This is a genomic window from Desulfuromonadaceae bacterium, from assembly GCA_019429445.1.
In the GTDB taxonomy this organism is placed as follows: domain Bacteria; phylum Desulfobacterota; class Desulfuromonadia; order Desulfuromonadales; family JAHYIW01; genus JAHYIW01.
In genome coordinates this window covers 93,100-109,657 of record JAHYIW010000005.1, presented here as the reverse complement: position 1 = coordinate 109,657, position 16,558 = coordinate 93,100, and the positions used below count along the sequence as shown (strand labels likewise).

20 protein-coding genes are annotated in these 16,558 nt (G+C 54.1%); 5 read left to right on the top strand and 15 right to left on the bottom strand.

Annotated elements, in window-relative coordinates:
- Nucleotides 1-108: 108 nt before the first annotated feature.
- The 3 genes from K0A93_03070 (at nt 109) to K0A93_03060 (ending at nt 1,587) form a co-directional block, all read left to right on the top strand.
- Nucleotides 109-330, top strand: a complete 222-nt coding sequence (locus K0A93_03070; GenBank protein ID MBW6511087.1) for a prepilin-type N-terminal cleavage/methylation domain-containing protein — start codon at nt 109-111, stop codon at nt 328-330.
- Between the two features lie 208 nt (nt 331-538).
- Nucleotides 539-997, top strand: a complete 459-nt coding sequence (locus K0A93_03065; GenBank protein ID MBW6511086.1) for a hypothetical protein — start codon at nt 539-541, stop codon at nt 995-997.
- Nucleotides 998-1,353: 356 nt separating this feature from the next.
- Nucleotides 1,354-1,587: a hypothetical protein gene (locus tag K0A93_03060; protein MBW6511085.1), complete on the top strand. Its 234-nt coding sequence runs from the start codon at nt 1,354-1,356 to the stop codon at nt 1,585-1,587.
- Here K0A93_03060 and K0A93_03055 read toward each other — a convergent pair.
- From K0A93_03055 to K0A93_02985, 15 genes are all read right to left on the bottom strand, one after another.
- Nucleotides 1,557-1,778, bottom strand: a complete 222-nt coding sequence (locus tag K0A93_03055) for a hypothetical protein (GenBank protein ID MBW6511084.1) — start codon at nt 1,776-1,778, stop codon at nt 1,557-1,559. The two genes, K0A93_03060 and K0A93_03055, sit on opposite strands and share 31 nt — an antisense overlap.
- A gap of 174 nt (nt 1,779-1,952) precedes the next feature.
- Nucleotides 1,953-2,384: a DUF2846 domain-containing protein gene (locus tag K0A93_03050; GenBank protein ID MBW6511083.1), complete on the bottom strand. Its 432-nt coding sequence runs from the start codon at nt 2,382-2,384 to the stop codon at nt 1,953-1,955.
- 849 nt (nt 2,385-3,233) lie between these two features.
- The gene (locus K0A93_03045; protein MBW6511082.1) at nt 3,234-4,418 is read right to left on the bottom strand and encodes an ATP-binding protein; all 1,185 of its coding nucleotides are present in this window, start codon (nt 4,416-4,418) and stop codon (nt 3,234-3,236) included.
- A gap of 144 nt (nt 4,419-4,562) precedes the next feature.
- Nucleotides 4,563-5,870: a type II toxin-antitoxin system HipA family toxin gene (locus K0A93_03040; protein ID MBW6511081.1), complete on the bottom strand. Its 1,308-nt coding sequence runs from the start codon at nt 5,868-5,870 to the stop codon at nt 4,563-4,565.
- Nucleotides 5,867-6,211 carry a helix-turn-helix domain-containing protein gene (locus K0A93_03035; protein ID MBW6511080.1) on the bottom strand — a complete coding sequence of 115 codons (345 nt, stop codon included), beginning with the start codon at nt 6,209-6,211 and terminating at the stop codon, nt 5,867-5,869. The genes K0A93_03040 and K0A93_03035 overlap by 4 nt, the downstream gene beginning before the upstream one ends.
- Before the next feature lie 261 nt (nt 6,212-6,472).
- Entirely contained in the window at nt 6,473-7,105 is a 633-nt protein-coding gene (locus K0A93_03030) for a V-type ATP synthase subunit D (GenBank protein ID MBW6511079.1), read from the bottom strand.
- Complete coding sequence (locus K0A93_03025; protein ID MBW6511078.1) at nt 7,102-8,427, bottom strand: V-type ATP synthase subunit B; 1,326 nt, start codon at nt 8,425-8,427, stop codon at nt 7,102-7,104. The genes K0A93_03030 and K0A93_03025 overlap by 4 nt, the downstream gene beginning before the upstream one ends.
- Nucleotides 8,414-10,039 carry a V-type ATP synthase subunit A gene (locus K0A93_03020; protein ID MBW6511077.1) on the bottom strand — a complete coding sequence of 542 codons (1,626 nt, stop codon included), beginning with the start codon at nt 10,037-10,039 and terminating at the stop codon, nt 8,414-8,416. Before K0A93_03020 ends, K0A93_03025 begins: the two co-directional genes overlap by 14 nt.
- A complete protein-coding gene (locus K0A93_03015) occupies nt 10,036-10,356 on the bottom strand; it encodes an ATPase (protein MBW6511076.1) in 321 nt (106 codons plus the stop codon). The genes K0A93_03020 and K0A93_03015 overlap by 4 nt, the downstream gene beginning before the upstream one ends.
- Nucleotides 10,353-11,267: a hypothetical protein gene (locus K0A93_03010; GenBank protein ID MBW6511075.1), complete on the bottom strand. Its 915-nt coding sequence runs from the start codon at nt 11,265-11,267 to the stop codon at nt 10,353-10,355. The genes K0A93_03015 and K0A93_03010 overlap by 4 nt, the downstream gene beginning before the upstream one ends.
- Nucleotides 11,224-11,808 carry a V-type proton ATPase subunit E gene (locus tag K0A93_03005; GenBank protein ID MBW6511074.1) on the bottom strand — a complete coding sequence of 195 codons (585 nt, stop codon included), beginning with the start codon at nt 11,806-11,808 and terminating at the stop codon, nt 11,224-11,226. The genes K0A93_03010 and K0A93_03005 overlap by 44 nt, the downstream gene beginning before the upstream one ends.
- 4 nt (nt 11,809-11,812) lie before the next feature.
- Nucleotides 11,813-12,025 carry an ATPase gene (locus tag K0A93_03000; protein ID MBW6511073.1) on the bottom strand — a complete coding sequence of 71 codons (213 nt, stop codon included), beginning with the start codon at nt 12,023-12,025 and terminating at the stop codon, nt 11,813-11,815.
- Nucleotides 12,026-12,050: 25 nt separating this feature from the next.
- Complete coding sequence (locus K0A93_02995) at nt 12,051-13,937, bottom strand: ATPase (protein ID MBW6511072.1); 1,887 nt, start codon at nt 13,935-13,937, stop codon at nt 12,051-12,053.
- Nucleotides 13,924-14,268, bottom strand: coding sequence for a hypothetical protein (locus K0A93_02990; protein ID MBW6511071.1), 345 nt, complete (start codon nt 14,266-14,268; stop codon nt 13,924-13,926). The genes K0A93_02995 and K0A93_02990 overlap by 14 nt, the downstream gene beginning before the upstream one ends.
- A 136-nt stretch (nt 14,269-14,404) precedes the next feature.
- Nucleotides 14,405-15,844: a CBS domain-containing protein gene (locus K0A93_02985; GenBank protein ID MBW6511070.1), complete on the bottom strand. Its 1,440-nt coding sequence runs from the start codon at nt 15,842-15,844 to the stop codon at nt 14,405-14,407.
- A 162-nt stretch (nt 15,845-16,006) separates the two neighbouring features.
- On the opposite strand from K0A93_02985, the gene K0A93_02980 reads away from it, so the two are divergent.
- On the top strand, nt 16,007-16,255 hold the full coding sequence (locus K0A93_02980; GenBank protein ID MBW6511069.1) for a hypothetical protein: 249 nt from the start codon (nt 16,007-16,009) through the stop codon (nt 16,253-16,255).
- A 97-nt stretch (nt 16,256-16,352) separates the two neighbouring features.
- Nucleotides 16,353-16,556 (top strand): helix-turn-helix domain-containing protein, encoded by a 204-nt coding sequence (locus K0A93_02975; GenBank protein ID MBW6511068.1) that lies wholly within the window; start codon nt 16,353-16,355, stop codon nt 16,554-16,556.
- Nucleotides 16,557-16,558: the final 2 nt, after the last annotated feature.

The window sequence follows — 16,558 nt, the reverse complement described above, 5'->3', positions numbered from 1 at the left end:
AAATGCTGGTGGTATTGAAGTAAAGAATATGTTAGACCTACCAGAAGGTTACACTGAAGGCCGGATTCATATCTTTGCAGCTGTGCTTGATGATACGGGGATTATGCCATGACCAGATTGAATGCTGAAAAAAGATCGGGGCAAAAGGGTTTTACGCTGATCGAGTTGCTTATCGTCGTTGCGATTATCGGGATCCTTGCAGCGATCGCTATCCCCCAGTTTTCCGCCTATCGCATGAAAGCCTTCAACACCTCCGCCCAGAACGATCTGCGTACGATCAGAACTTATCTGGATGCATACTTTTCTGATAACTATCACTATCCCTTCTGAGCAAGCAATTCCCCCCCCTTGCGTTTGCGTACCGTGCGGTTTTTGAACAGCTTCTTCCGACAACAGGGCTCCCGTTCGCGCCCGGCCAGATAACACGGTCTGGTTTTTGATTCATTTCGAGCAGGTAACAACCGCAATGCACAATCGTGCTATAATCGCGAACAAAGGCAGCATTAATCCATGCAAGCGATAACATCGGAGGACAATCATGGCGACTCGAAGATGGCTTCTTCTCCCCCTGCTCGGCATCTGTTTCACTCTGGGCATACCGAACCTGACCGCCGCGGCGGAGAAGCAAACCTCAATTGAGAAGATCCACAAAGAGACGCGTAATCTTCTGCGGACGATCAAAACGTATACCGTCGAACAAAAAGAACAGGCTGTTCGCGAAATCGCAATCACCTTGCGACAACTCGACCGCCAGATTGAAGAGCTTGAAGCACAGCTTTCCGCCCGTTGGGACACCATGAGCGCGGTCGCGCGCAAAGAGACCCGCCAAAGCCTTGCCGCAATGCGGCAACAGCGTGACGAACTGGCCGCCTGGTCCAAGGATTTCCAATCGAGTTCCGCGGACAGCTGGGATCATATCAAGGAAGGATTTTCGAAGGCCTATCAAGCGCTCGACGAATCGCGGGAAAAAGCGCTGAACGACCTTCAGGGGGATTGATCACGCGGCAATGGAAGCCCTTGATGATCGCAGGACATTAACCTGCTGCCGCGTTTTACAACATGGCGATAATGAAGACATCGGGGGAACCCCTCCGGGAACGACACGAAAAGGAGTATTTATGCGATACGCACTTATCATAATCGTTCTGACACTGATGACGGCAACCGCCGACGCGGCCGTGGGACAAGCCGACCGACCGTTCGGCCTGGTACCCTGTAACCCATAGGATTTCGAGGGATTGCGCAGGGCTTTGACGTGTCAGCAAGGCGCGATTTCTGTTGCCTAGCCGTAGCTAAACAGCTGAAATCGGAACGTAGCTGACGCGACAAAGAACAAGCAAGATGTGAAAGATTATGGGTTACAGGGTACTCGGCGTGATCGTCGGCGAACCGACCGGCATCAGCGGGAAATACTGGCTCGACACGCGGCAGGCAATCGACTTCGCCGCCGCGTGGTCGTTTTCGGCCAACAATTCTTTTCAGTTTCATGCCGACTCTCTGCGCCACAACCCCGAGATGATTAAAACTCCGGAGCGCTGGCGCGGAAAATTCAACGCCTATTTTGGGGTCGGGGGCGTATCAAGCTGACAGAAGATCATAACGACAGCGGCCGCAACAACGATGACGACCTGCTCGGCGTCCGGGTACCGGGGGGCGTCACCTTCGTGTTCGATCAGGTGCCGGTGAAATTGTTTGTTGCAATCGCACCGGTGCTCGACATTGCGCCGGACACCGACCTCGACGTTAATGGCGCGACTGGAGCGCGTTTCTACTTCCATTGATGAGGCCGTGCCGTACCTTCGATGGAACTTCGGGGGGATTAGTTTATTTGAAATGCGATGGTTGCGTATACTGTCCACGGCACGTGCTTGGGGGAGAGAGGTCTTGAGCCGTCGGACGTAGCAAAAGGGCCTGACGTCTTCTCAGGCCCTTTTGCTAACGCAGAAGATATATTATTGTTGGTATAGTACCTTCGAACTGATTTCCACCGGGCCTTGTTTAGCGTCTAGTTCAGTTAACGTCATTGTCCAGGCCATAGCTGGTTGCACTTTCACATAGTAAGTTTTTCCACTAACAGTTGTCAGCGTCAGACTGTCTCCCTTGCCGAGCAATTTCTTATTGAATGCGGCCTTAATTTCCGTTGAGCCAGGAGTTACCTGAATCGGTAAGTAGGCATTGTTAACCAGCAAGTCCTGTTTGATGCCGTTGACGTTAATGCTAATCATTTCGCCTCTGGCAAAAGGACTGTTGGGGCGAAAGACATAAACTAGTGCTTTGTCTTGTTCGATGCTTGCCGGAGCAAAGGGGGTATGGCTGGCGCACCCTCCGAGCAGGCCAATTGTCAGTGTTGCCAATAGAAAAAAAGATACGCTGAATCCTTTCATTCTTGCCTCCTGATTGTTTTAGGCTAATAATTTGTAGGATTATACTTATATTTTCCCATTGATCAAACGAAAACTTAATTGCTCAGGATCAAAAAACAATAACGTTGTTAAGCTGGTAAACTTGCCATTTTCAAGTGACATTCCCACTTCAAATCAAGAGCAGGTCGAGAGGGGGCAGGGGGTACATTATAAATGGACAGGAGGGTCACAATTCTTGTCAAAATAATGAAGACTCTATCAGAGGTTGAGACGGGACCCTCCGCGTGCACTCTACCTTCCACCAAAGGCTTCGCGACAGGATGTCGCTCCCACAAAAAATATCATCATTGCTGCCCAGCCCCTGTGGGAGCGGCTTTCAGCCGCGAAAGATTTTGATTTAAGTCGATGGAGTCGTAGGGGTTATCAAAACAATAGAGGGACGTTGTTAAGCTGGTAAACTTGTCATTTTCAAGTGTGAGTTCCGGGGACAGTTTACTTAATTCACCGAGCCCCGAAATGTAGGGGTTCCCAGACAATCAGAATCCTTCAATGTGGCCAGATCGTTGCAGGTAGGATTAACATCCGGCTCGTAGCGATCGGGTTTGGTGACACCTGACTTCAGATTGTCCGGGATGATAATCGGAACGGGTGGACGATTTGCGTCGGAATCAGTGGCGGAATTGGCTCGGAATAGGCACACCTATCCGGTGCTCCACAAATTTCATCAGCCATTCCTGGTTGACGTTGTCGAAGAAGCCTTTGAGAAATAGGGACACTTCCCCTATTACTTATCCTTCCACCTCATCGCTCGATGGAAAACGGAAAATACAGAGCCACCATACCTATTCAACCCCCCAGCCCACCTCGATGTCAGGGCTCAAACGTGGGGATTGCGCGCCTCATGAACTCGTCAAACAAAGGAACAGTGAAAGCCACATCTCCGTATGATGGGCTATAGATCATTCCTTTTTTAATCAGGCCGGCACGCAACGGTCCCATGGTGCTTATCTTTATATGCAACTGGTCGGCAACGTCACTGGTACGACAAGCGCCACCACCAAGTTCGGCCATTGCTCGCAGAAACATTTTTTCGCGCGGGGTCAACCGGTCGAATCGCACCCTGAAAAAGTTTTCGTCCAGTCGCCTTGAAACCAAGGCACTGGCCTCCTGCACAATCTGTAAGGAAATGGGGGAGGCCAGTGCATGGTTCCAGACCTGATAGCCCCACTCTTGCAGGAAGTAGGGGTAACCTTGAGTCAACCTGAATATTTCCGCCAGAGCCTCGGGGGCAAATTCTTCGTGAGCGGCACGTACTGGATCTTGAAGCGCCTGATTCGCATCCGGTTCCGGCAGTGGACCAACCTCCGGGAAACTGAACAATCGCTCGGCGTACGATTTTGACTCCCCGGCCAGACCAGGCAGTATCGGCAGACCTGCGCCGATCAGCACCAGCGGGAGCTGATTTTGCTGCATCTTGTGCATGGCCATGATCAGGGCGCTCAGTTCTATAGATTTGAAATATTGAATTTCATCGATCAGCAGGGCCACAGCGACACCACGCTCTTGCGCTGCCTCTGCCACACTCGTGAAGAGGCTGGGGAGATCCACCTCAAGATCACCGCTGTCAGCCGCGCCCAATTCCGGCTCAATATCCAGACCGATGTCGAACTCTCCTACTGAAATCTTGATTGCACCGGCAAAATTTTTGAGTACGGCGAGACCCCGGCGAACCTTATCACCGGCGCCAGCAATCCGGTCGAGTTCGAACAGAAGACGCCGCAAATGGGGAGCCAGTAAAACCGCCAGCGACTTTCCCTCGTGTGCCTCAACCAGAATGGTGCGATACCCGGCGTGACTCGCCCTTCGCTCGATTTCATTGAGCAGCACTGTCTTCCCGACTCCGCGCAGGCCGGTGAGCAACAGGCTCTTTTCTGGCCGTCTTGCCCGTACCCGGCCCAATAGAACTTCCGCCTGCTCCAGGATGGTATTACGGCCAGCTAGTTCAGGTGGTGGAGAACCCGCTCCGGGGGAGAAGGGGTTTCTGATCTTATCCATGACGACCTCACTTCTATAAAGGTATAGTAGGTTATATCATAAAATCATTATAGGTGCGTATAAGTTTCTATCTGAAGTTTAGTTGAGTTCCGGGGACAGTTTACTTAATTTCCCGAGCCCCGAAATGAAGGGTTTCCCAAACAATCAGAATCCTTCAATACGCAGGGTGCCCGCAATTTTATCCCTCCACTTAGAGTCAACTCTGGCGTCCTCCGCATAATCCATCCAACGAGCAACAGCGCCCCGCACCTGCTCAAGGATTGTTTCGGCGCGACCGCGTTTCATGGAAGCCGATTCGGCACAGGCCCTGAAGTCGGCGAGAGTAAACCCGTCGCACTTTCCGTTCAGCGTCATCTGGTGGGTTGATGTCCACTTGCCGGTCGGCTGAAAACTGTAGGTCATATCAAAGGCCGGAGCAAGTGACCATTTTCCGGTTTTATCCATCAGGAAGGCAATGTTTTTGACATGATCGTCCTGGTTGCGGGCGATGATGTTAAACGCCATCCTTCTGAACATCTCTTCGATGTCGTCCATGGGCAGCCCTAATTGCCGAATAACCAGCAGCGCCTGCTCGTAAGAGTAGGCCCCCGGCAGGTTGTAATCGAAATGGGCCATCGCGCCGAGTGACTGCATGTGAATTTTGCCTCCGTCGCTGTTGCGATCAAAGCGGCGGGTCATGAAATTCCGCCGACCATTTTCTTCAAGCAGTTGGCATGGGTTCATGGTGATGCGGGCGTCCGTTGCCATCTTGTAATACGCATACTCAATGGCACCATACCCCTTCGGGTCGTCCATTTCCTTGTCCTTGTTGCCGGACACGCCGTCGAACTTGAGCAACCAATGTTCGAAACCCGGGTCTGCCCGCAGCTGGCCAGAGCGCACCTCGTTGGTTGCCGGATTCCAGGCAATGACGGCTTTGGCACGTGCCCCGCCGGCCGAGGTTCCGACCCGCAGAATATTCCGTAAAGCGTTTTCCTTGCTTTGGTCGTCACCGAATGACGCCTGCAAATTGTTGCGATGTGTCAGGATCTCGGAGACAAGCTCGACCAATGCGTCAATATCAATCCGGGTCGTTTTGCGCGCTTTCGGGCCGAGTCCCGGCGCGTATTCCAGGGCCCCCATGCCGCGTGTCCCGGTATAGCACAAGCGCTCAACCGCATCGAAGCTTTCCGGGGGTCGGCCTTCCGTCGCCAGCCATGCGTCGATCAGGGCATTGCCGAACCGGTCCGGCAGCGAGTCCGCAAGCAGGCCGGGCAGTCCGTGGAAAGTTCCTCTCGACAAGTTAGGGAAGGTATAAACACGACGATCAAGAGGCATGCGCAATGGCGAAATTTCGATACCGCTGCGGATAAATGCTTCATCATATTCGAAGGAAGCAATCCCTGTCCCTTCATCGAGAGCAACGGCACCGATGGTGCGGCCCCACAGATTAACCTGAGCGATGGCGCTCATCCTTCATCCCCCCATTGCCAATTGTCGTCAACAGGGTTTTTTTGCGTTTTTGATGATGCGCGTTGACGCTCTTTGCCGTGCAGTTTCAGCAGATTCATGGGACGCGGGCCGGAACTCGGGATGGCGGCATAGAGGGCGTCGAGGATATCAAGCGCCCGCATAACGCGAACCAGCGTCGAGCTCTGCGTTGATTCTCCGGCTTCGATGCGTTCGACGGTCCGCTTTGAGACCCCTGCTTCCCTGGCCAGGCTGGCTTGTGTGCGTCCACGTTCGATGCGAAGACGGCTCAGCCTGTGCCCGATTTCTTCCAATACGGTCTTGTCGCTCGCAGTAGTGTTCATGAGATTTATCGCCTCCTTTGACGACTTGTTGGCTAAATAATAGCTTATTTCGTCAAATATTGCGAGTTGTAATATGTATAAAATCATCTATATCTCTATATTTGTCGAATAAAAGCTGAAAAAAACAACAAGTCGCCAAGTTTGGCGACTTGTTGGTATGGTCATGAAGTTTTCGGGGGTTGAACTGATCAGCGGCAACTGCACGGCGGGGAATGAAAACAGGAAAATTGTGAAAATCAGCAGATTATCGACAGGGCGGGATCAGTGTTGCCGTCCGCCGGTCGCCCGCTTTTTGAACAGTTTCATCCGGTAATAGGTCTCCCGTTCACGCTCAGCCAGATAGTGGGTAATATCTTTGATCTCACTTTTTAATGCCGGTTGGACGCGTTCTTCCAGCACCCTGATCCGCCGTGTTACCCGCAGCAACTCGTCGCCGATCCGCCGGAACATCCCTTCATAACGCGCCATGGCCAGCATTTCCTCGATAATTGTTTCAAATAGATGCAGCGTTTCATCAAGACGGGGGGTGGTTGACGGGTAATCATAGCCACGCTCAACTAAAGTCCGGCGCACGCTTTCGACCTCCTGCAGATCGTAATAATGCAGCCCGAGGATGTTCGTCTGCGTTACCGTGACCCCCAGATGGCGTTGACTGATCAGTGCCAGCGAAGCAATATAGTCCTGCCCCTCCAGCCCGATCGAGGTTTGCAGTGCGTCGATTCCCTGCCCGTAATGCTGTCGGGTTTCCTCACGCGAGGTGATCAGGGGACGACCGATCTCCAGAAATTTTTTGATCAGTGCCTGACGCCGTCCCTTGAGGATTGTGGTGCAGTTGATCACCGCATGACGACGTTCTTTGAGCAGCAACAAATTCGTGCGAGTGGCCTGAATCATAGCGTTCCCCGTTTGTATTCGTTGAGTAACTCAAGTCCCAGATCAAGGGTTTGCAAGATGTCGCGGCGTTCTTCCCCCTGATGAACAAAACGTCGCTCGAACTCGTCGGCCATGTGCAGAAATTTCCGGTCTTCTTCAAGCAGTCCGTCCGTACCGACGACGGTAGCCAGTTTGCGCAGTTCCCGCCCCTTGGCGTAATTCTGGTACAGCTGGTTGGCGATGTCGCGGTGATCGGCGCGGGTCTGGTTGGCACCAATGCCGTGTTGCATCAGCCGTGAGAGGCAGGGGAGGACGTCGATCGGGGGGAATATCCCTTTTTGATGCATCTCGCGCGACAGGACGATCTGCCCTTCGGTAATGTACCCGGTCAGATCGGGGATCGGGTGGGTGATATCATCCTCGGGCATGGTCAGGACCGGGAGCATGGTGACTGAGCCTGGCCGGTCACGCAACCGCCCGGCGCGCTCGTAGAGTGACGCCAGGTCGGAATACATGTAGCCGGGATAACCGCGCCGTCCCGGCAACTCTTCACGTGAGGTTGAGATTTCTCGCAGCGCATCGCAGTAGTTGGTCATGTCACTGATAATGACCAGCACATCCATCTGATGATGAAACGCCAGATCTTCGGCAACGGTCAGCCCCAAACGCGGTGCCAGCAGCCGCTCGACGACTGGTTCCCCGGCCAGATTGAAGAAGGCGACAAACCGGTTCGGCATCTGTTCCAGGGTGTTGCGAAAAAAATTGAATTCGTTGAAATGCAGCCCCAGGGCGACAAAAACCACCACAAACTCGCCGGTCCCCGGCAGTCGTGCCTGGGAGAGAATCTGCGCTACCAGTTGCTGGGCGGGGAGTCCGGCAGAGGAGAAGATCGGCAGTTTCTGTCCTTTGATCAGGCTGTTGAGGCCGTCGATAGCCGTAATCCCGGTCTCAATCATCTCGCGTGGATAAGCGCGCGCCACCGGATTGATCGGTGCACCGGAAACCGCCTCCCAACGCTCCGGGATATACATCGGCGCACCATCGAGGGGCTCGAACGATCCGTTGAATATTCGTCCGAGACAGTGGCGGGAGAGTGGCGCGCGTTTGACGGTGTCATGGAAAGTGACGCTGGTCTTTTCAAGATCAAGACCGGAAGTTTCACCGAAGACCTGAATCAGCACCTGTTTGGTATCGATCTTCAATACTTCTCCCTCCAGCCGTTGACCGTTGGGAGCCACCAGGGTGACGGTTTCGCCGATTCGCGCTTCAAAAACCCGTTCGACAAAAACCAGTGGCCCACGAATGGCGTCAATCGAACGATAACAGTGCTCAGCCAGGCGCATTATTCTCTCCCTGAAGGATATCTGTCAGCAGATCACCCTGTTCGAGCCGTTTTACAGCCTGATCGTAGTCGGCAATAATCGCGGCAATGCGTTGTGCTGTTTGCTGTGGCGACGAAAATGCATCTGCGGTGAAACTGTTCTGACAGAGGAAGTCGCGCCGGATGCGCTCGGCGGCGGACATCAGCAACTGATCCCGGTCCTGCAACCCTTCCATGCCGACGACCTCAACCACTTCGCGCAGGGCACTTTCCTGTTGCAGAATATCGCGGCAGCGGTGTTGTAACGTTGGCCACTGCGCGTCAATCTCGCGGCTGAAATATGCGGTGCATTCTTTACTGAACAACGAATAACTGTGGTTCCAGTTGATCGCCGGAAAATGGCGACTGTGAGCGAGTGACGTGTCAAGCTGGTAAAAAGCTCCGGCGGCGCGCAGGCACGCCTGGGTGACCGGCTCGGAAAAATCGGCACCGGGGGGGGAGACCGCAAGGATCATGCTCAGCGAACCGAGTTTTCCGGTAGCGGTTTTGACAACCCCGGAGCGCTCGATAAATCCGGCCAGCCGCGAGCTGAGGTAGGTCGGGTAACCGTCTTCGCCGGGGATCTCCTCCAGTGCGGCGGAGATTTCACGCAAAGCCTCGGCCCAGCGCGACAAACTGTCGGCAAGAAAGAGGACATCGTACCCCATGTCACGATAATATTCCGCCATCGTCACCGCAGTGAAGATTGATGATTCCCGCGCGGCGACCGGCATGTTGGAGGTGTTGGCGATGATAATGGTTCGTTCCAGTAGCGGCTGCCCGGCTGCGTCGCGCAGTTCATCAAACTCACTCAATAAACCGGCCATTTCGTTCCCTCGCTCGCCGCAACCGACATAGACGACCACGTCGATATCGGTGAATTTGGCAATCGACTGCTCAAGCACGGTCTTGCCGGTGCCGAATCCGCCAGGAATAATAGCTACCGCACCTTTAACCATCGGAAAGAGAAAATCGATGCAGCGCTGGCCGGTGATCAACGGCACCTCGGCGGGACATTTTTCCCCTCCGGGGCGCGGTCGACGCACTGACCAGTCCTGAAAACCGTACAGCTGCTCCCCCCCCTGCAAGGTGACCAGCGGTTCGTTCAGGCGGATCGGCCCGCTGTGAATATGTTCGATTTTACCGGCGCAACGGGCAAAGAGCGGGTGTTCGATATGTCCCTCGATGACAACGCCGAAGATGTCACCGGCAGCCAGCACTGCGCCCACCTCTTTGCCGGGGGTAAATGGCCAGCGACGTTGCAGGTCGAGAGACGGAATAGTGCCGCAGTTTCTGATGAAGGCACCACTTTTTTGCTGTAATGCCGGCAAGGGGCGTTGCAGGCCATCGAAAACGCCGCCCAGCAAACCCGGACCGAGAGTCACCGTTAACGGTGCTTGTGTCCCCTCCGCAGGTTCGCCGATACTGAGACCATGGGTGTCCTCGAAGACTTGCACGGTGGTGTGATCTTTTTCAAGATGAACCACTTCCCCGGAAAGCCGGGCGTGACCGATATAAACCCGGTCGTAGAGTCTCAACCCGCGCAGATTGATCGTGACGGTTGCTCCGGAAATGCTTGTCACCACACCTTTCATAGTTGCAGCCTCACATGATAACCCAGTACCCGCCTGATCAGCCGTTGCAGATAATCTTCCTCGCCCCGGACATCTCTTTTTGGTGTCGGCAAGGTCACCAACAGCCCTCGCCAGTGTCTTTCGAGTTCGCTGAAACGTCTGGACTCAATCGACTGCACCAGTCGCTCGTCGATGACCACGACCGCCACGCTACTGTCGCCGATGGTTCGGCAGAGGAGCTCTTCTGCCTGTTCCGGTGCGGTTGTTAATTGTTGCGTGCCGGCCAGGCTGAACCCGTAGCGGGCATCATCGGCAGTGATAAAGACGACCTTGCTCATTGTACCCCTTGTCGTGGTTCATGGTGTGACGTCGCACCGCTCAGGGACCGCCCGCGATCTCTGGCGGCCATCCAGCATCTCCAGAGATAATCGAGAACCAGTCCGATCTGCAACGGTTCGCGACCGATGTGGCGCAGGCGCCGGGTTAACCCGCGCAACAGAAAATCTTCGCACCCGATCGTTTCAGGATCGCCCGGCAAGCCGGTCTGCTGCTGCATTAAGTCACCGACCTTGTGCAGGTCGCGGGTCGCCCAGATTTTCTCACACCCTGGTGCGCTCAACGTGCCACCGTTCAGAAACGGCGGGGGCGTTGTCACCTGCCAGTGCAGGTGTTTGTGGAGCGCCATCAGATTGCGCATATCAAGCAGGTAGACAAGCATTTCGCGGAGCGAATGGCAGCAATTGCGGGTGACCGCATGCTGGAGGCAACCACCGAGCAAAGCCTGCTCCAGTCCGCCCGGTCCCTGGCGCAGCCAGGTTGTCGATAATCCGGAAAAATATGGATAGCTATCAGCCAGCTGACGCTCAAGTGTGCTGATCGCCGTCGCGACGTGCGCGGCGTTGCGCACGATTTTTTTCAGTTGCGGACCGAGCAGGCTCAGGCGCAGCTGCGTTTCGACCGCCGCCGGGTCGTTGGCAGCCAGATAACGCAGGATAATCACCAGGGTGCGCAGCTCGACATATTCAAAAAACGGTAACAGCTGCTGACGCAGACGATGATTGAGTTGTTGATACACCCAGATATATTCGCCCAGCATGGTTTGTCGCGGCCCGCCGCGCCCCCCCGGTCCGCTGCTGTCAAGGGTTGCTCGCCGGTAACGAATCCGCGCAAAAAGATAGTCGCTGGGGTAGCCTGCGGTTGTGCTGTCAATCAAGAGGTTCATCGTCACCGGCGATCTGCCGCAGCTCATGCATCAGCTCAGCAAGAAGCTGCGGCCAAAGATGTTCAAGGCGTTTTCCCAGTGTGTTGCAGATATGAATTCTATCGTCGGCACTGACGACTTCCAGCCCACCGCTGATCTTTTCGTCGGCCATGATTTCAGCAGCTGGGAATATTTTGCGTGCCTGTTCCTGATCACGAGGATGAACCCTGACCTGCTGCCAGGGGTGGTCGGGAAGCTCGGCTGCCAGCGCTTCGAAAAGGGCGGAACCCTCAGCCCCTGCCAGTTCAGAGAGCAGTTCCAGGGCCAGTGTTTTCATGCGTCGCGCCACGGCATCCTCGGCGTGAAGTCGACAGTTCTGGGACTCCCTGCGGGCAACGGAAAGAGCTTTTTCATGCACCATGTTAGCCTCGCGTTGCCAGCGCACAACGGCCGTCTGCCGTTGTTGCTCAACGCTTTGGCGGGTGGCATCGCGCAGTTGTGAGGCCTCCATCTCAATGCGTTGCCAGATGGCGCGCGCCTGATCTTCCCCTTCGTGGCACAAGGCATTTTCAAGTTCTTGTTGGGCCATCGATTCAGAGCACCAGAATCATTGCCGCGACAACAAAACCAAGAATCACCATGGTTTCGGGAATCGCCAGCAGGATGATGATTGTTCCGGTCAACTCAGGTTTTTCCGCCAGGGTTCCGGCTCCGGCCGAGCCAATGCGTGACTGGGCCCAGGCGGTTGCCAGGGCGGGGAGTCCTACTGCCAAAGCGGCAGCAAAAGCCATCAATACTTTTTCCATAAAAATTCCTCCTTTGCAGGTTGATCTATTTATGTGAACCGCTGTTTTTACGGTGCAGCGGTTTGAACTGTTGTCCCCCCAGATCCAGAAACTTGCTGAAAAATTCGACATAGTGCAGACGCAGGGCATGTACCGTCGGAGCAAAGACCCCGAGCAGCAGGTTGAAAAAATGCAGGACCCCGGCGACCAGGATACCGGCAAAAACATTGCCGCTCATCCCGCCCAGCTGGTTGGCGATTTGTGCCAGCATCACTGAACACAGGCCGATGGCCATGATACGCACGTAGGAAACGATGTTGCCGAAGCTTTTCAGCAGCTCCAGGGGGGCCAGCAGACCGCCAACGACAATCAGCGCCGGCAGGAGCAACAGAATGGCGGTTAAAAGTGGCACCATCAGTTTGCCCAGGTCGAGGAACTGAAAACCGAGCAACCAGATCCCGCCAAGGATGATCAGCAGCAAAGTGATGCTTTTCACCAACGCCTCGCGTTGCAAATGACGTTTGCAGTCGTAGTGGATGCCGAGCGCCAGCCCGAACAGAATATGGGCGGCGCCGACGGAAATCGAAAAGGCGATCATCGGCACAATCGCCTGACTGCGTTCAAGCCACAACGGTTGCAGATGCCAGACCCGTTCGCCGAGATCACCGAACAACTCGCCGAACAACAGCCCGAACACCAGGGTATACGCGGCGGAAGCGCCGAGGATTTTCGCTCCGTCAACGACGTTGGGGTGGGTGGGACAAGAGTAAATCAGCAGCCCGGCGAGCAGCGCCAGCAGCGCACCGTAACCGATATCGCCGAGGATCATGCCGAACAGCAGTGGAAAAAAGAGACCGAGAAAAGGGGTCGGATCATAGGAACTGTACCTGGGCAAGGGCAACAGTCGGGCAAAGAGTTCAAATGGTTTAAAATAAAGAGGGTTGCGCAACAGCACCGGAACCCGATCAAGATCCTCCTGGCACATCTCCTTGACAGTCAACACAACTTCCCCGTGAAAGTGTTCGGTCAGGTGCTGCTGGAGCATTGCAACGTCTTCCGATGGCATCCAGCCGTGAACCAGAAAACATTGACGGGTCTCGTAAGCGCTGGCGGTCGATTGATAGAGGGCGATGCGTTCATCGAGCCAGTCGAGAGATTGCCGATAGATCGGCAGCCAGCGCCGCGCAAAGGTTTCTGTCTCGGCGGTGAGGGTGGTCAAGCGCTGCCGGGCCTGCTGATAGAGGTTGTCCAGGGCGGAAATTTTCTCCCGAAAGGGGAGCTCGGCCAGTTCTTCGGGCAGGGACAGCTCGGGAACCTGCTCTGACGCGAGTAATTTCCGTAAAGGTTCCTCCATCTCCTGGTCCGTGGTGATCAAACCGACAGTCGATTCATCATCAACGGTTGCGGTGGTCAGTCGGATCCGCCCCTGTGAGTGCTTTTCAAGCAGCGCTTGCAAAGCTGGAATCTCCGCCGGATTGCGTATCGTGATGCCGAAAAAGATCAGCTGGGAGTTGTCACTGACTTCAGCCACCAATGGTTCGAGTACCATCCAGAAACGTAACTGGCGCGAGAGGTTTTCGACCTTTTCCTGCAGCTGCTGCGATTCTTTCTGCCAGTTTTTACAGATCACCAGATGTTTCTTGACCAGTTCGTTCAGCACATCGATGATCGGCAGGGGGTGCAGGTAACTGGTGCGGGAGGGGATGTCGGGCAGACAGGCCAGCAAGGTGGAGATGCGTTCGTGCAATGATACAAAAAAAAGTTTTTCGCCAACGGTAGCTTCGTCGAGCAATAATTCCCTGATGTTGACTTCATCTTCACGCGAGACGAAGCTGTGAATATCAGCTTCAGGATGAAAAACCCCCTTGTCGCGTAACAGATCCAGGGTCGTCAGGAGGCGCTGCTTGGGCCCGACAATTTCAATTTTTGACATCTTGATGATCATCAGCGTACCCCGGTAAAATTTTTTGCAACTGGCGGCGTAATATCATCAGCACTGTCCGCTGATCAATTTTTTCCAGGCTTTGGCAATAGCGATTTTCGCGCTCGACCAGCGTCATTGCAGTTTGAGCGGATTTTTTTTGCGCAGCCAGTAACGCCTGTTCCTCTTCCCTGATCAGTTCATCTTTTGCATGTGCAAGCATTTTGTCCTGTTCGGCGCGTACCCCCTCCAGCCAGTGCTCGGCTTTTTTCTGCTCCGCTTGCAACTGCTGCTGGATGCACTTTTCCAGTTGAATTACGGAATTAAGGAGTTCATCGGTCATTGCTTTAATCCATCATTGGTGTCCATTCATGCCAGTATATCAAATGGATGGAGAATTGCGGTAGTGAAAGGCTGGATTGTTGATTTGCGCAGACGGCGTGAATATTTTGACGAATGGCGACGATGGGGGGAGAGGTTTAACGTAACAGTTGCAGCATAAAATGACTGCGGAGAAGTTCATGAAATTTATTGATTTCTTCAAAAGCCAGTTTCAGACGCCCTTTTTCCATGTGATTGAGTCTGCCGATGCTGATGTAATTGTTTGCTTCGCGACCGGCACGCAGAGCCTCGACCTGGCAGCGCAGGCGCAAAAAGACCAGAAAATTGTAACTGGCTTCGAGGTCATCGGCCACACTCTGCTTGAAAACACTTGCCTTGACCAACCCCTGAATGCGTTCGATCGTTCCCCCCTCCATAACCCCGGCCTCAAGAGCCAATGCCTTGACCCCCTCGGTGACAGTGAAAATGCCGGTTTTTTTGATATCGATTTTGCCCCGATGCTCTCCTTCACGTTCGACCTTGATCCTGCCGAAAAGGCCGACCGGCGTCCTGAAGCGGACGGCATTTGCCGCCGCATGCATAAGAAACCGCTTGTCTTTGCTGAAATGCGTTGCCAGCCACGCTTTGATCTCGCGCTCAAATCCGCGATCACCATAAACTGTGCGTAAATCAAAAAACATACTTCCGGTCAGAATGTTTTCAGGGGTCGGCATCTCCAGCCATTTTTGCAGAATGGCATTCCAGGCAGCATGACTGCGTCGCCAGAGATCGTTTTTCGCCATGATTCCGCCGGGACATGCGGGAACCCCGATATCGATCAGGGCATCGATCAAGGCATGTGAAAACAGTTTGACCTGGTCTACCTCTTCTGGAGTCAAGTCGTCCGCGTAAATAATGGCATTATCCTGGTCCGTGGTCAGCGTTTGCTCACGGCGGCCTTCGCTGCCGAGGACGATAAATGCAAAGCGATTGGTCACATTGGCAAACTTCTGGGTGCGCAGCAGGGTAATCAAACGCAGCAGCAACTGATCGTTGAGGTGGGCGATCATCGTCACCAGATCACGCGTGGGGACGCCGGTGCCGATCAGATGCAGCACCAACCCCTGAATCTGGCGGTGGCGCTCCTTCAGCTCATTGATCGATTGTGCCTCTTCAATGTCCCTGACCAGCTTTTGCGGTGAATGGGTCTGCAACTGCAAAATGTCTGAATCGGTAATGATTCCGACCAGGCGATGATCCTTGTCGACGACACAGACGCGGTGAATATTGTTGCGCGAAATGGTGTACAGGGCTTCAAAAATAAAAGCATCTTCCGGGACGGTGATTAATGGCTTGTTCATGATTTCGCCGGCGCTGAGGGTTGTCGGATCAATCCCCTCCGCCACAATTTTGTTACGCAGATCACGATCCGTAAGGATGCCGATCGGTTGCGACGCTTCACAGACGACCATGCTCGATATCTTCTGCTCACGCATGGCCGCAGCGACCTGCAATACAGAATCTGTATGCGCACAGCTTGCAACGGTATTGCGGCAGTAGTATTTGACAGGCTGAAAAAGCAGGTTCACTTCGGACATCAGACTCACCGTACCTTTCGTGCGGGTGACGAGCTACCGTCATTAACTTAACTTTGATCGGGCCGGCAGACAAGCAGAAAAGAATTTGCAGATATTTTCACTAGACGCACGGGGGCTTGACCGATACCATCAGACAGACATGAATTAAAAGGAATACGCCTTATGGAAGAGATTCTGAACCGTTATCAGCAGCTGCTCGAAACCGTCGACAGCTGGTTCGCCCGCTCCCAGGCGCGGGCCGCTGATCCCGCAGTTGTTCCGCCAGGGGTTAAATCGCCTGTGCTGTATGGACTTACACCATGTATGCGCCTCAGAACGGCGAACGTATCACCAACGACAATCAGGCCGTTTTTTGGAAAAGTCGTCTCTATTCGGCACAAAACGCTTGATTTTGGCAATCCATCAATGTAGTTTATGGAGGTTAATTTGCGGCTCTGCGTCCGGATTTCGGGTTTTCCGGAGTCCTTCGGACTTTTACTGAAATTATGATGAACGAAGGACGAAAGCTATGGATGAGAGATGGCTGACGGTTGATGACATTTGCAAATATCTGAATGTAAGCAACGAGACGGTCTACAAGTGGATCGAGCAACGGGCCATGCCCGGTCATCGTGTCGGCCGTCGCTGGATGTTCAAACAAGACGAAGTGGACGAATGGGTCCGCTCCGGCGGTGCGGCTGATAAATCCGATAAGCCGGGCACCGAGCAATAAGG

Excerpts from the sequence above, each read along its gene's own strand:
- K0A93_03070 (MBW6511087.1), top strand. The coding sequence starts at position 109 with ATGACCAGATTGAATGCTGAAAAAAGATCGGGGCAAAAGGGTTTTACG.
- K0A93_03065 (MBW6511086.1), top strand. The coding sequence starts at position 539 with ATGGCGACTCGAAGATGGCTTCTTCTCCCCCTGCTCGGCATCTGTTTC.
- K0A93_03060 (MBW6511085.1), top strand. The coding sequence starts at position 1,354 with ATGGGTTACAGGGTACTCGGCGTGATCGTCGGCGAACCGACCGGCATC.
- K0A93_03055 (MBW6511084.1), bottom strand. The coding sequence starts at position 1,778 with ATGGAAGTAGAAACGCGCTCCAGTCGCGCCATTAACGTCGAGGTCGGT.
- K0A93_03050 (MBW6511083.1), bottom strand. The coding sequence starts at position 2,384 with ATGAAAGGATTCAGCGTATCTTTTTTTCTATTGGCAACACTGACAATT.
- K0A93_03045 (MBW6511082.1), bottom strand. The coding sequence starts at position 4,418 with ATGGATAAGATCAGAAACCCCTTCTCCCCCGGAGCGGGTTCTCCACCA.
- K0A93_03040 (MBW6511081.1), bottom strand. The coding sequence starts at position 5,870 with ATGAGCGCCATCGCTCAGGTTAATCTGTGGGGCCGCACCATCGGTGCC.
- K0A93_03035 (MBW6511080.1), bottom strand. The coding sequence starts at position 6,211 with ATGAACACTACTGCGAGCGACAAGACCGTATTGGAAGAAATCGGGCAC.
- K0A93_03030 (MBW6511079.1), bottom strand. The coding sequence starts at position 7,105 with ATGATTCAGGCCACTCGCACGAATTTGTTGCTGCTCAAAGAACGTCGT.
- K0A93_03025 (MBW6511078.1), bottom strand. The coding sequence starts at position 8,427 with ATGCGCCTGGCTGAGCACTGTTATCGTTCGATTGACGCCATTCGTGGG.
- K0A93_03020 (MBW6511077.1), bottom strand. The coding sequence starts at position 10,039 with ATGAAAGGTGTGGTGACAAGCATTTCCGGAGCAACCGTCACGATCAAT.
- K0A93_03015 (MBW6511076.1), bottom strand. The coding sequence starts at position 10,356 with ATGAGCAAGGTCGTCTTTATCACTGCCGATGATGCCCGCTACGGGTTC.
- K0A93_03010 (MBW6511075.1), bottom strand. The coding sequence starts at position 11,267 with ATGAGCTGCGGCAGATCGCCGGTGACGATGAACCTCTTGATTGACAGC.
- K0A93_03005 (MBW6511074.1), bottom strand. The coding sequence starts at position 11,808 with ATGGCCCAACAAGAACTTGAAAATGCCTTGTGCCACGAAGGGGAAGAT.
- K0A93_03000 (MBW6511073.1), bottom strand. The coding sequence starts at position 12,025 with ATGGAAAAAGTATTGATGGCTTTTGCTGCCGCTTTGGCAGTAGGACTC.
- K0A93_02995 (MBW6511072.1), bottom strand. The coding sequence starts at position 13,937 with ATGTCAAAAATTGAAATTGTCGGGCCCAAGCAGCGCCTCCTGACGACC.
- K0A93_02990 (MBW6511071.1), bottom strand. The coding sequence starts at position 14,268 with ATGACCGATGAACTCCTTAATTCCGTAATTCAACTGGAAAAGTGCATC.
- K0A93_02985 (MBW6511070.1), bottom strand. The coding sequence starts at position 15,844 with ATGTCCGAAGTGAACCTGCTTTTTCAGCCTGTCAAATACTACTGCCGC.
- K0A93_02980 (MBW6511069.1), top strand. The coding sequence starts at position 16,007 with ATGGAAGAGATTCTGAACCGTTATCAGCAGCTGCTCGAAACCGTCGAC.
- K0A93_02975 (MBW6511068.1), top strand. The coding sequence starts at position 16,353 with ATGGATGAGAGATGGCTGACGGTTGATGACATTTGCAAATATCTGAAT.